This is a genomic window from Salmonella sp. K21076 (assembly GCF_039650795.1).
GTDB lineage: Bacteria > Pseudomonadota > Gammaproteobacteria > Enterobacterales > Enterobacteriaceae > Salmonella > Salmonella enterica.
Genome location: NZ_JBCLYA010000051.1, coordinates 382,914 through 395,367 on the forward strand (window position 1 = coordinate 382,914; position 12,454 = coordinate 395,367).

The following is a 12,454-nucleotide window of genomic DNA, read 5'->3' on the forward strand; positions in this document are numbered from 1 at the left end:
ATCAGGCGAGAGAAGAATTCCGATGAAAAACTGGAAAACAAGTGCAGAAGCAATCCTGACCACCGGCCCGGTTGTCCCGGTCATTGTAGTCAATAAACTGGAGCACGCGGTGCCGATGGCTAAAGCGCTGGTGGCCGGGGGCGTTCGCGTTCTGGAAGTGACTTTACGTACGGCCTGCGCGATGGATGCTATTCGCGCTATCGCTAAAGACGTGCCGGAAGCGATTGTCGGCGCCGGAACCGTTCTCAATCCGCAGCAGTTGGCGGAGGTGACGGAGGCGGGCGCGCAGTTTGCGATTAGCCCGGGACTGACTGAGCCACTGCTGAAAGCCGCGACGGCAGGCACTATCCCATTGATTCCCGGTATTAGCACCGTTTCTGAACTGATGTTGGGCATGGACTATGGTCTGAAAGAGTTCAAATTCTTCCCGGCGGAAGCGAATGGCGGCACTAAAGCGTTGCAGGCGATTGCCGGTCCGTTCTCTCAGGTACGTTTCTGCCCAACCGGCGGCATCTCTCTGGCAAACTATCGTGACTATCTGGCGCTGAAAAGCGTGTTGTGCATCGGCGGTTCCTGGCTGGTGCCGGCCGACGCGCTGGAAGCGGGTGATTACGATCGCATCACCAAACTGGCGCGCGAAGCGGTAGAAGGCGCGAAGCAGTAAGCCGTTAAATGCCCGATGGCGCTTGCTTATCGGGCTTACGAGTGGCGATCAGGCAGGCCTGATAAAAATGCGCTAACGTCGCCATCAGGCGATGGCGCATTAGCCTTTTACCGTCACGCGGCTGGCGGCCTTTTTCGCTCTTATCACCGCTTCTTCAACGTTTTCACCTGTCGCTAACGCTACACCAAGACGACGGGTGCCGTCGATCTCAGGCTTACCAAACAGCCGTACCTGCACTCCGGCCCCTACCGCCGCGTGTACATCATCAAACGTCACATTTTGACTGGTAAGCTGCGGCAGAATCACGGCCGAGGCAGCGGGACCATACTGGCGAATAGCGCCTATGGGCATTCCCAGAAAGGCGCGCACATGCAGCGCAAACTCAGAAAGATCCTGAGAAATCAACGTGACCATTCCGGTATCGTGCGGGCGAGGGGAGACTTCGCTGAAAATGACTTCATCGCCACAGACGAAGAGTTCAACGCCGAACAGACCATGACCGCCTAACGCCAGTACCACATGACGAGCAATCTCTTGCGCCCGCTTCAGCGCCAGTTCGCTCATCTGCTGTGGTTGCCAGGATTCGCGATAGTCACCATCTTGCTGACGATGACCGACCGGCGCGCAGAAATGCACGCCATCGACGGCGCTAACGGTGAGCAGCGTAATTTCAAAATCAAATTTAACCACGCCTTCCACAATCACGCGACCCGCGCCAGCGCGTCCGCCCTGTTGAGCATACTCCCATGCCTGCGCGAGCTGTTCGGCCGAGCGGATAAAGCTCTGGCCTTTGCCGGAAGAGCTCATGACCGGTTTGACGATGCAAGGAAAACCCACTGCGGCTACCGCATCATGAAAACTGGCCTCACTGTCGGCAAAGCGATACGTCGATGTCGGCAGACCTAATTCTTCTGCGGCCAGGCGACGGATCCCTTCGCGGTTCATCGTGAGCTGCGTTGCACGGGCGCAAGGCACGACATTCAGCCCTTCGCCCTCCAGCTCGCGCAGCGTATCGGTGGCGATCGCTTCTATTTCCGGCACGATATAATGCGGTTTTTCCTCTGTAATCACATGACGTAGCGCCTCGCCGTCCAGCATATTAATGACGTGTGAACGGTGAGCCACATGCATGGCGGGAGCATCAGGATAGCGATCGACGGCGATAACCTCGATCCCCAGGCGTTGGCATTCAATCGCCACCTCTTTTCCCAATTCACCTGCCCCTAATAACATCACCCGCGTTGCTGCCGGACGTAGCGCAGTGCCTAATAGCGTCATATTTCTGTCCCCTTATTTACCTGCGCGCAGTATATACGAAAACGTTTGCGTATGTCTTTTCGAATAAATTGCTTTTCTTGCCGCCTTGCAATATACTGTATATAAACACAGGTAAATAAGGGGCTGCAAAATGGCGGTTGAAGTTAAATACGTAGTCATTCGCGAGGGTGAGGAGAAGATGTCATTTACCAGTAAAAAGGAAGCCGACGCCTGGGACAAAATGCTCGATACTGCCGATCTTCTTGATACCTGGCTTGAGCAGTCGCCAGTCGTGCTGGAAGATGGGCAGCGCGAGGCGTTGTCGCTGTGGATGGCGGAACATAAAGAGGTGTTAAGCACGATCCTCAAAACCGGTAAGTTGCCTTCTCCGCAGGCGGTTGAAAAGGACGCCGCGAGTAAAACGAAAAAGCAAGCCGCCTGAACCCACACTTGCGCTCTCGGCGTTTTGTACCATGCTTTTCCTGAATCATTGTGCTAAGGAGAAAAGTATGAATAAAAGAGGAGCGTTGTTGAGCCTGCTGTTGTTATCCGCCAGCGTATCGGCATTTGCGGCATCCACCGAGAGTAAATCGGTTAAGTTTCCGCAGTGCGAAGGGCTGGATGCCGCCGGGATTGCGGCAAGCGTGAAGCGCGACTACCAGCAAAATCGTATCGTGCGGTGGGCAGACGACCAAAAAAAGGTCGGGCAGGCTGACCCGGTCGCGTGGGTTAATGTGCAGGACGTTGTGGGTCAAAATGATAAATGGACCGTTCCGCTAACCGTTCGCGGTAAAAGCGCCGATATCCATTATCAGGTCATCGTTGATTGCAAAGCCGGCAAGGCGGAATATAAGCCCCGCTAGCAGCGTAATTTGCGCTTCTTTTGCCGGAACAGACAATTCCTGACATCCCCTCAGGTACGCTTGACCATTATTGGTCTGTATTTGAGGGGTACTATGGCTAACTGGTTGAACCAATTACAATCACTTCTTGGGCAAAAAGGCGCTTCTGCATCGCCTTCCGGTGAACAGGGGTTAAATAAACTGCTGGTTCCCGGCGCGCTGGGCGGTCTGGCTGGACTGTTGGTCGCCAATAAGTCTTCGCGCAAATTATTAACCAAATACGGTACTGGCGCTTTGCTGGTGGGCGGCGGCGCGGTGGCGAGTTCCGTATTGTGGAATAAGTACAAAGATAAAGTACGCGCTGCGCATCAGGGGGAGCCGCAATTCGGCAGCCAAAGTACGCCGCTGGATATTCGCACTGAGCGACTGATCCTAGCGCTGGTTTTTGCTGCAAAAAGCGATGGGCATATTGATGCCAAAGAACGCGCGGCGATTGAGCACCAACTGCGAGAATCAGGTGTGGAAGAGCAAGGGCGTGTGTTTATCGAGAAAGCTATTGAGCAGCCGCTTGATCCACAACGTCTGGCACAGGGCGTTCGCAATGAAGAAGAAGCCCTGGAAATCTACTTCCTGAGCTGCGCCGCCATTGATATTGACCACTTTATGGAACGTAGCTATCTGAATGCGTTAGGAGACGCGCTAAAAATTCCTCAGGAGGTTCGGGACGGTATCGAGCAGGACTTGCAGCAGCAAAAACAGGCGCTACCAGGCTGATAACCTGCCATTAAGTAACATGTTTCGCTTGCATCATGCGTGTCTTTTGCCACCCTTATAGGATGGATAGTTTACGTCATTCATGTTGCAAGATAGCGGCGAAGCAGTGACATCTCAGGCGCTTACCGAGGTGAGCGGACCGGGACTACCATGCTAAGCCGCTGTGTTTGCCGCGTGATATATAACAAATATTAACGCAAAAGAAAAAACGACATGTTGCCAAAAGCCAATCGAATTCCCTATGCCATGACCGTACATGGCGATACGCGCATTGATAATTATTACTGGCTGCGAGATGACACTCGCTCGCAGCCGGAAGTCCTTGATTACCTGCATCAGGAAAATGAGTATGGCCGGAAGGTCATGTCCTCTCAGCAGGCGTTACAGGACCGCATTCTAAAAGAAATTATCGATCGCATCCCGCCCAGAGAAGTTTCCGCTCCGTATGTGAAAAACGGCTATCGCTACCGTTATATCTATGAACCCGGCTGCGAATATGCCATCTATCAACGACAATCGGCGTTAAGCGAAGAGTGGAATGTGTGGGAAACCTTGCTCGATGCGAACCAGCGGGCCGCGCACAGCGAATTTTATACGCTCGGCGGGCTTGCCATTACGCCGGATAATACCATCATGGCGCTGGCAGAAGATTATTTATCCCGTCGTCAGTATGGGTTGCGTTTTCGTAACCTCGAAAGCGGTAACTGGTATCCGGAACTGCTGGATAACGTTGCGCCTGAATTTGTCTGGGCCAATGATTCCCTGACTCTTTACTATGTGCGTAAGCATAAGAAGACGCTGCTGCCCTATCAGGTTTGGCGGCACACGATTGGCACTCCGTCATCGCAAGATGAACTGGTATATGAGGAGAAAGACGATACCTTTTATGTCAGCCTGCATAAAACCACTTCGCAGCATTATGTGGTGATTCATCTTGCCAGCGCCACCACTAGCGAAGTGCTATTACTTGACGCGGAACTGGCCGATGCCGAGCCGTTTTCATTCTTACCGCGCCGCAAAGACCATGAATATAGTCTCGATCACTATCAACATAAGTTTTACCTGCGCTCTAACCGGAACGGTAAAAACTTTGGGTTGTACCGTACCCGCGTGCGCAATGAAAACGCCTGGGAAGAGCTGATCCCTCCGCGCGAGCATATTATGCTGGAAGGGTTTACCCTGTTTACCGACTGGTTAGTGGTCGAAGAGCGTCAACGGGGGCTTACCAGCCTGCGGCAAATTAACCGTAAAACCCGTGAAGTGATAGGCATTGCCTTTGACGATCCGGCTTACGTGACGTGGCTTGCCTATAATCCCGAACCTGAGACCTCCCGGCTGCGTTACGGCTATTCTTCAATGACGACGCCAGATACCTTGTTTGAACTGGATATGGATACCGGAGAACGACGGGTACTTAAACAGACGGAAGTGCCTGGGTTTGATTCTGGCTGTTATCAGAGCGAACACCTGTGGATCACCGCACGCGACGGCGTCGAAGTGCCGGTATCGCTGGTTTATCATCAGAAGTATTTTCGTAAAGGGCAAAATCCGCTTCTGGTTTACGGTTACGGATCTTACGGTTCCAGTATTGACGCCGACTTCAGCAGCAGCCGACTGAGCTTGCTGGATCGTGGCTTTGTTTACGCAATCGTACACGTTCGCGGCGGCGGTGAGCTGGGGCAGCAGTGGTATGAAGATGGCAAATTCCTCAAAAAGCGGAATACTTTTAATGACTATCTTGATGCCTGCGATGCCTTATTAAAACTGGGTTACGGTTCACCGTCGCTGTGTTATGGGATGGGCGGGAGCGCGGGCGGAATGCTAATGGGCGTCGCTATCAACGAACGCCCCGAGCTTTTCCACGGCGTTATTGCCCAGGTGCCCTTTGTTGATGTATTAACCACGATGCTGGATGAGTCGATCCCATTAACGACAGGGGAGTTTGAAGAGTGGGGGAACCCGCAGGATATTGAGTATTATGACTATATGAAAAGCTATAGTCCTTATGACAATGTCAAAGCGCAGGACTATCCGCACCTGCTGGTGACGACAGGATTGCACGATTCCCAGGTGCAATACTGGGAACCGGCGAAGTGGGTGGCAAAATTACGCGAGCTAAAAACGGACCAACGTCTGCTGCTGTTATGTACGGATATGGACTCCGGGCACGGTGGTAAGTCGGGGCGGTTTAAATCCTACGAAGGCGTCGCGCTGGAGTTCGCCTTTTTAATCGGCCTGGCGCAGGGAACCTTACATAGCGCATAGACGCGCGCGCCCGCAACGGCTTGTGAGCGTCGCGGGTTATTGTGGTGTTCCATTGCTGCGTTGCTCGCCAGCCTGAACATCTTCCAGGTAGTGTTTAAGCGTCAGGCGAAGTTCCGGGCTCATATTATCAAGGTTATTAAAAAGCCAGCGTAAATAGCCCGGATCGCGTTTTGCGACTTCAGATACCGCCTTACCGCGGTATTTACCGAACGGGAAAGTGGTTAACAGCGCAGGACGGCCCGTGATATTGACCATCTCTTCCGCGGTCCAGCCGGTGGTTCGCATAATATCAATCAGCAAGGCGGCGGTGATATAGCAATCATAAAGCGCCCGGTGATGGTGCAGCCCCGGCGGCGTTTGTACGCTTAGTTTGCGCGATTTATAGAGCGCCATATTGCTGTATTTTATTCCCGGCCACAGGCGTCGCGACAACTTCATGGTACAGATCCACTCACCCGGCAATTCAGGTAATACGCGTCTGTCGAAACTGGCATTGTGAGCGACATACCACTCACTACCGTAATAAAGCGGTATGACATCTTCAATCCACGGCTTATCGGCGACCATGGCTTCGGTAATACGGTGTATCGCCATCGCCTGCGGCGTAATAGGGCGATCGGGGCGTATCAGGTGACTCATGGGATTGACAATGTTGCCATCAATGACATCTACAGAGGCTATCTCTACGATCCCGCCCTGCAGCCCGCAGGTTTCCGTGTCTATAATCCGCAACATGATTCATTCCTCACCCAAAGACCTTAGCGTAATGGAATGATATCGCCTTGCCAACCCTCGGTTGTGCGCAGACCCGTCAGTAATAGCGAACCGCAATCGGCACGAACAATAAGTTGCCCGCTTTCATCCCACAGCGCGCTACTGCCACAGGCATTGGCCATCAGTACGGCCAGCGCATATTTATGCGAAAAACGTTGTAAGCGTGAGGTAGAAGCATGGAGTTCAGGCTCGTTAAGACATTGACTGGTTGTGAATAACGTAAATGAGGGGCCTATATCACCACCTTCTGGCTGCTCATCCACCACGTTGATAGCGCTTCGCTGCCTGGCAATACAGGCGCCATGACTTTTGTGAAACATGAGCGGCGACGTTAGCCATGGGGCAAAAATAGCGATGCCTTTTACGAAGCGGCAGTTATGCTCAACAGGCATACCCACAATGATAGTCATATGGTGGGTATCGGCCGCATGAGTGAGCGGCTGTAAAAGCGCCTCGTCAGGCGGGGCGGGCAACGGTTTATTTCTTTCGTCGCAGCCTAATAGCGACAGTGACGGAAAGACCAGCAGTTCGCACTGTTGACGAGCCGCAAGCTCAATATATTCCAGATGATGGGCGACATGCTCTGCCGGCGAAGCGTTCAGGGGCGCGTACTGCGCAGCGGCAATTTTCCAGGAGGACATAATGACTTCCTTTTCATAGTCTCTACAGCCATTCTAAAAAGCATAGGTTAAGAATCGCCTTATAATGTAGTCGTCTGCATGTAAGGAAGTGTAACGTTATATAATTTTTATTTAACTTTGGGTTCGTAAGGGAGTCGGGATAGTGATACGGAAGCCAGACGATGGGCAATCAGCCGCTCGCGAAACCAGGCGCGTAGATGCTCTGGCTGCTCACGTTCGACCGCCTCCGCGACAACTGGCATATTGTAGCGCTCTTTAAATGCCACCCCAGCTGCCGCCAGATCCACATTGACTTTATCCATTTCCGCTTGTTCAAGCTGAGCCAGATTCGTTTTCATACGTGTCTCCTTTTTTGTTGCCGCCAGAAGGTACTAAGAGTCCGCGGCAATGGCAAGATGGAAATGATGATCCTCGACTCATTGATTGTTGAAGGTTATTCTTTGTAACGTAGGTATAACAAAAAGGAATAGTGAATATGGCTTCTTCTGCACCATCGCGACGTTTAGCTTTACTGCTGCTGGCATCGACATTTGCGACGCCAGCGGCCTGGGCACATGCGCACCTGACGCATCAGTATCCAGCAGCGAATGCTGCCGTTACGGCCTCGCCACAGGCGCTGACTCTGAACTTTTTTGAAGGGATTGAGCCAGGATTCAGCGGCGCAACCATTACTGGCCCTCAGCAAGAGTCCATCAAAACGCGCCCGGCAAAGCGAAATGAACAGGATAAAACGCAGTTGATTATCCCGCTTGAGCAGCCGTTAAAATCTGGCGCTTACACGGTAGACTGGCACGTTGTGTCGGTGGATGGACATAAAACAAAAGGGAAATACACCTTCAGCGTGAAATAAATGATGCTGACATTCGTCTGGATAACTCTCCGATTTATTCATTTTGCTAGTTTGATGCTGGTCTACGGCTGCGCGCTTTACGGCGCCTGGCTGGCACCCGCATCAATTCGTCGTTTAATGACGCGTCGATTTTTACATCTGCAACGACATGCCGCCGCCTGGAGCGTTATCAGCGCGGCTTTTATGCTGGCAATTCAGGGCGGACTGATGGGCGGCGGCTGGCCCGATGTTTTTTCCGTCTCGGTTTGGGGCGCGGTACTGCAAACCCGCTTTGGCGCGGTCTGGATATGGCAAATTATCCTCGCGCTGGTCACGCTGGCGGTGGTAGTCATTGCGCCGGTAAAAATGCAACGACGGCTTCTTATTCTAACCGTTGCTCAGTTTATCCTGCTGGCAGGCGTTGGACATGCGACGATGCGCGATGGTGTAGCGGGAACATTACAGCAAATTAACCATGCTCTGCATTTGCTCTGTGCCGCAGCCTGGTTTGGCGGGCTGTTGCCAGTGGTTTATTGTATGCGCATGGCTCAAGGACGCTGGCGTCAACATGCCATTAGCGCCATGATGAGTTTTTCTCGTTATGGTCACTTTTTTGTGGCGGGCGTATTGCTCACAGGCATTGGCAACACGCTATTTATCACGGGATTTACCGCTATCTGGCAGACCACTTATGGACAGTTGCTTTTGTTAAAATGTGCGCTGGTGGTGCTTATGGTAGCAATTGCGCTGACGAATCGGTATGTTCTCGTACCACGTATGCGACAGGAAAATCCCCGGACTGACCTATGGTTTGTCAGGATGACGCAAATTGAATGGGGAGTTGGAGGCATAGTTCTGGCGATCGTCAGCCTGTTTGCAACCCTCGAACCTTTCTGATGGACTGGCATAACGAATGAAAAAAATACTCCTTCCGGCGCTTCTGCTGGCCACTTCGGGCGTAGCGTTGGCGGCGCCGCAGGTGATTACCGTAAGTCGTTTTGAAGTAGGAAAAGACAAGTGGGCGTTTAATCGGGAAGAGGTCATGTTGACCTGTCGGCCTGGCCAGGCGCTCTATGTGATCAACCCCAGTACTCTGGTGCAGTATCCCTTGAATGCTATTGCCGAGCAGCAAGTAGCGGAGGGTAAAACGCGCGCTCAGCCTATTGCCATCATTCAAATCGATAACCCGGCAAAGCCCGGTGAGAAAATGAGTCTGGCGCCGTTTATCGAACGTGCGCAAAAGCTTTGTGATCCATCCAATAGCTGACTGATTTTTAATAAAAAACCGTAAACCTTCACGAAAAGGCTTACGGTTTTTTTATCTCTGATGACAGACAATACGCCAGGTTTTTTCAATCACCTTCGTCACAAACTGGAAAACCTGGCGTCGTCATCTATTCTTAAAGAGCAAGGCGATTTAGCCTGCATTAATGCCAACTTTTAGCGCACGGCTCTCTCCCAAGAGCCATTTCCCTGGACCGAATACAGGAATCGTATTCGGTCTCTTTTTATTTCGATTATAAATCAACGGGTTATGTGTTTTCCCTCGAAATTTCCTCGAATTTCTGTATTCCGGTCTTTTTGGTTATATCACAATCAAATTCAGTTTAACATTTCTTTTACAACAAAATCAGAGCATCACGTAAGCTTTATTATCGCGTTCATCGAGATAGAGTTTCGTGGTGTTCTCTGAGGTGTGGCCCAGTAGTTTTTGAGCGAATTCCTCGCCGCGTTCGTTTTTGTACAGCCGACCAGCCAGGCTACGGATCTTGTGAAATGTCGGTGGGTTATCACTACATTTAACGCCTGAAATTTTTCTGGCTTTTACAAATTTCTTTGTCAGCCCATCCGGGTGAATATTCCCGGTTGGGCTATTTTTCCTGATTCCGGCACTGATCATGAAATCAGTTCGGCTTACCAGTCGGCAGCGATCGATTAAGGCGGGCAACGGCATAGACATGAGTAACCTGTGCATCTTCGTTCTCACCCGGACGGTGTACCAGCTTCTCTTCCAGACCAAACTCGAAGCTGAAATCGTCACCTTCACGGACAACGCGCGCGGAAAGGCTGGCAATCTGTCCGGAACGGCGGGCAAGGTCGATCATTCCCCGGTAGCCAATAATTAACTGAACGTTTTTTTGCCTGACTTTTCGTTTTTGTTTCCGAACGGCAGCAGATAGGCATGACCGAGCGCGCCGCCGGGTTCCAGCCCAAGCTGGGAACACTGAACGATGGCGCTGACAAAACTCATGGTGTCACAGTCACCCAGCGCCGGAACTTTTCGGATTTCCGTTGTGGCATACCGCCGGTACGCCGTCAACTTGCAGCGCCGCGTCATCCGGCAGGGCCAACCCCGGCACAACTGATGATGGAAAAATTCAGACGGCGTAAGGCGGCGGGAAGGCTTTAACTGGGGGGACTTATGAGCAGAAATTACACACCGGCGCAGAAAGCTGAAATACAAAAGCGCCTGACGGAACTGGTACGAACACACGGTCGGATGACGTTTGGAGAACTTCGGAAGATAACAGGGTTAACCATTTTTACAGCCCGTCACTACCTGGAAAAGGCGGAAAGTTGTGGGGATCTGTATCAGGCCGGGAGAAGCGGTATTTTTCCTTCGGAACAGGCTTTCCTGCTTTGGAAGTAGAAACGTGAAGATGCCAGGATTACCCGCTTTCTGAAAACGCCGGAAGGTGTCGTGAGTTCCTACGACCGGACCAGAAACGTTATCTGTACGGAGTGCCGGAACAGCGTGACGATGCAAAGGGTACTGGCATTTTATCGGGGAAATTACCGGGAGGCGAAATCTGCATGAAAATCGAATAATATAACTTTGCAGAGGTAGCGAATATCGTAATCATCCGTTTGGCATTTGAATTCCGTGAGCACAGTCGTGTTGTGAATGTCGCCTTGTTCACAACACCAGGAATATTCCACTGTCAACTGGTGTCTGCGGCTGGACATAATTTTATCTGATATTCAGGCTGTACCAGCGCAAAGGTTCCGTGAGTCCGACTGTCTTTTTTGCTTCCAAATATTCAGTTTTAATTATCTGAGTATGGCAAGGTGATCTTCTGTATCAAACACCGGGCAACTGGTTTTACTTTACCCAACGATTACGTCCCTGTTGTTTAGCCCGATAAAGGGCCTCATCCGCTCTGGCAATAATGCCGGTAACAGTGTCACCGGCTGTGGAAAGGGTGATGCCCATGCTGACGGTGACCGTTTCGCTTACCGCAGATGCTACATGCGGCAGTGCGGTTTCACGCAGGTTTGTCTGAATACGTTTAGCAACCAGTGCAGCTTCATTCAGCGACGACGAAGGCAGCACAACGACAAACTCCTCGCCCCCGTAACGTGCCACCAGGTCTGCCGGAGTACGAATCGACCTCTTTACTACACAGGCCACCTTTGCCAGACAGGCATCGCCAGCCTGGTGACCATAATTGTCGTTATAGTTTTTGAAATAGTCCACATCGAGCATGATCAGTGCAAACGGCTCCGTCTGGCGGAGAGCATCCCCAAGAAAACTTTCCATTGAACGTCGATTAGCGGTCCCGGTCAGTGCATCCTGGTGAGCCATAACGTCGAGACGCGCGATAAGCATCCGGTTTTCCTGGTAACGCAACCAGGCTTCATCAAACCAGCGCTGCAGGATAAAGCGACCATAAATGAGTATGGCGGTAAGAGTAAGCCAGACTAATAAAAACCGGATATTCACATACTGGTTAAGCTGCACGCTGGCCAGTAGGGCGGTCAGCCATAACGGGACGATGAAAAGTAGCAACGCTGGCAGATGATAATAAAGCGCAGCCAGCGCGGTAAGCATAAGGATGACACTGAGAGGCCAGGCAAAAGGCAGTTGCCACCAGACAATAAAACAGTAGCTACAATAGCTCCACATCAGACTGAGAATCAGCAGCATCACCAGACAAAGAGGAGTAAATCTGGCCGGAAGGCGGTAAATGAAAAGGAGTATCAGGAACGAAAAAACAATAATACTGCCCATAATATCGTCTATTAAAGGCAGTATTCCAGTCTGTGCACTGATCGACTTGTCAAAGTCACTGATGAGTATGTGGCGAAATAAAATGATAAGCGCAAAGCTGATATTCACAAATGTGAACCACGGAATACTTACACGTAGCGCTTGCCTGACCATATCTTTATGATCCTGCCATACCCTTCCAGCACTGGAGGTACGGCGCCTGTCGTCCGAATCCTGCCCCATCCTTAATCGCCTCATATAATGAATAATTACTATCCAGTGTAGTGCGGAGATACTTCATGGTGAAAAATGGAAAAGCTATCAGGCCAGGCTGCATTTTTGGCTGATGAGATGATTTTTGCTCCACAGTGACGAACTTATAGTCACAATTCCTGTAGTAGGGGGGAGAATTATAGT

The 12,454-nt window shown here is 51.4% G+C and carries 13 protein-coding genes and 4 pseudogenes; 10 read left to right on the forward strand and 7 right to left on the reverse strand.

All coding sequences use genetic code 11. The annotated features are described in order from the left end of the window. Positions 1 to 22 precede the first annotated feature (22 nt). Positions 23 to 664: a bifunctional 4-hydroxy-2-oxoglutarate aldolase/2-dehydro-3-deoxy-phosphogluconate aldolase gene (gene kdgA, locus AAYN39_RS22680; protein ID WP_000800493.1), complete on the forward strand. Its 642-nt coding sequence runs from the start codon at positions 23 to 25 to the stop codon at positions 662 to 664. A gap of 99 nt (positions 665 to 763) precedes the next feature. Here kdgA and purT read toward each other — a convergent pair whose 3' ends face one another. After that, positions 764 to 1,942, reverse strand: a complete 1,179-nt coding sequence (gene purT / locus AAYN39_RS22685) for a formate-dependent phosphoribosylglycinamide formyltransferase (protein WP_000173426.1) — start codon at positions 1,940 to 1,942, stop codon at positions 764 to 766. 130 nt (positions 1,943 to 2,072) lie between these two features. On the opposite strand from purT, the gene yebG reads away from it, so the two are divergent. From yebG to ptrB, 4 genes are all read left to right on the forward strand, one after another. Then, positions 2,073 to 2,363: a DNA damage-inducible protein YebG gene (yebG, locus tag AAYN39_RS22690; protein WP_000257728.1), complete on the forward strand. Its 291-nt coding sequence runs from the start codon at positions 2,073 to 2,075 to the stop codon at positions 2,361 to 2,363. 67 nt (positions 2,364 to 2,430) lie between these two features. Continuing rightward, complete coding sequence (gene yebF / locus AAYN39_RS22695) at positions 2,431 to 2,784, forward strand: protein YebF (RefSeq protein WP_001042123.1); 354 nt, start codon at positions 2,431 to 2,433, stop codon at positions 2,782 to 2,784. A gap of 93 nt (positions 2,785 to 2,877) precedes the next feature. Beyond that, on the forward strand, positions 2,878 to 3,537 hold the full coding sequence (locus AAYN39_RS22700; protein ID WP_000024713.1) for a tellurite resistance TerB family protein: 660 nt from the start codon (positions 2,878 to 2,880) through the stop codon (positions 3,535 to 3,537). Between the two features lie 213 nt (positions 3,538 to 3,750). Beyond that, positions 3,751 to 5,802, forward strand: a complete 2,052-nt coding sequence (gene ptrB, locus AAYN39_RS22705) for an oligopeptidase B (RefSeq protein WP_000936997.1) — start codon at positions 3,751 to 3,753, stop codon at positions 5,800 to 5,802. Between the two features lie 36 nt (positions 5,803 to 5,838). Here ptrB and exoX read toward each other — a convergent pair whose 3' ends face one another. From exoX to AAYN39_RS22720, 3 genes are all read right to left on the reverse strand, one after another. Continuing rightward, a complete protein-coding gene (gene exoX / locus AAYN39_RS22710; RefSeq protein WP_000944282.1) occupies positions 5,839 to 6,537 on the reverse strand; it encodes an exodeoxyribonuclease X in 699 nt (232 codons plus the stop codon). Between the two features lie 23 nt (positions 6,538 to 6,560). Further along, complete coding sequence (locus AAYN39_RS22715) at positions 6,561 to 7,217, reverse strand: carbon-nitrogen hydrolase family protein (protein ID WP_000100250.1); 657 nt, start codon at positions 7,215 to 7,217, stop codon at positions 6,561 to 6,563. A gap of 107 nt (positions 7,218 to 7,324) precedes the next feature. Beyond that, positions 7,325 to 7,555, reverse strand: coding sequence for a DNA polymerase III subunit theta (locus AAYN39_RS22720; RefSeq protein WP_000856224.1), 231 nt, complete (start codon positions 7,553 to 7,555; stop codon positions 7,325 to 7,327). 137 nt (positions 7,556 to 7,692) lie between these two features. On the opposite strand from AAYN39_RS22720, the gene yobA reads away from it, so the two are divergent. From yobA to AAYN39_RS22735, 3 genes are read left to right on the forward strand one after another with little or no spacing between them, the layout of a single operon-like run. Beyond that, positions 7,693 to 8,067: a CopC domain-containing protein YobA gene (yobA, locus tag AAYN39_RS22725; protein ID WP_001681742.1), complete on the forward strand. Its 375-nt coding sequence runs from the start codon at positions 7,693 to 7,695 to the stop codon at positions 8,065 to 8,067. After that, the gene (gene copD / locus AAYN39_RS22730) at positions 8,068 to 8,943 is read left to right on the forward strand and encodes a copper homeostasis membrane protein CopD (protein WP_000979693.1); all 876 of its coding nucleotides are present in this window, start codon (positions 8,068 to 8,070) and stop codon (positions 8,941 to 8,943) included. 16 nt (positions 8,944 to 8,959) lie between these two features. After that, complete coding sequence (locus AAYN39_RS22735) at positions 8,960 to 9,313, forward strand: YebY family protein (RefSeq protein ID WP_000722366.1); 354 nt, start codon at positions 8,960 to 8,962, stop codon at positions 9,311 to 9,313. Between the two features lie 363 nt (positions 9,314 to 9,676). Here AAYN39_RS22735 and AAYN39_RS22740 read toward each other — a convergent pair. Both AAYN39_RS22740 and AAYN39_RS22745 read right to left on the reverse strand, forming a co-directional pair. After that, positions 9,677 to 9,985: pseudogene (locus AAYN39_RS22740) on the reverse strand (tyrosine-type recombinase/integrase); the annotation flags it as partial. Next, positions 9,984 to 10,345 (reverse strand): annotated as a pseudogene (locus tag AAYN39_RS22745) (recombinase RecT); the annotation flags it as partial. The pseudogenes AAYN39_RS22740 and AAYN39_RS22745, both read right to left, overlap by 2 nt. On the opposite strand from AAYN39_RS22745, the pseudogene AAYN39_RS22750 reads away from it, so the two are divergent. Both AAYN39_RS22750 and AAYN39_RS22755 read left to right on the forward strand, forming a co-directional pair. After that, positions 10,346 to 10,456, forward strand: a pseudogene (locus AAYN39_RS22750) (replication protein); the annotation flags it as partial. A 12-nt stretch (positions 10,457 to 10,468) separates the two neighbouring features. After that, a pseudogene (locus AAYN39_RS22755) lies at positions 10,469 to 10,864 on the forward strand (DUF977 family protein). Positions 10,865 to 11,149: 285 nt separating this feature from the next. On the opposite strand, the gene AAYN39_RS22760 reads toward AAYN39_RS22755, so the two are convergent. Beyond that, positions 11,150 to 12,280, reverse strand: coding sequence for a GGDEF domain-containing protein (locus AAYN39_RS22760; RefSeq protein ID WP_000529513.1), 1,131 nt, complete (start codon positions 12,278 to 12,280; stop codon positions 11,150 to 11,152). Positions 12,281 to 12,454: the final 174 nt, after the last annotated feature.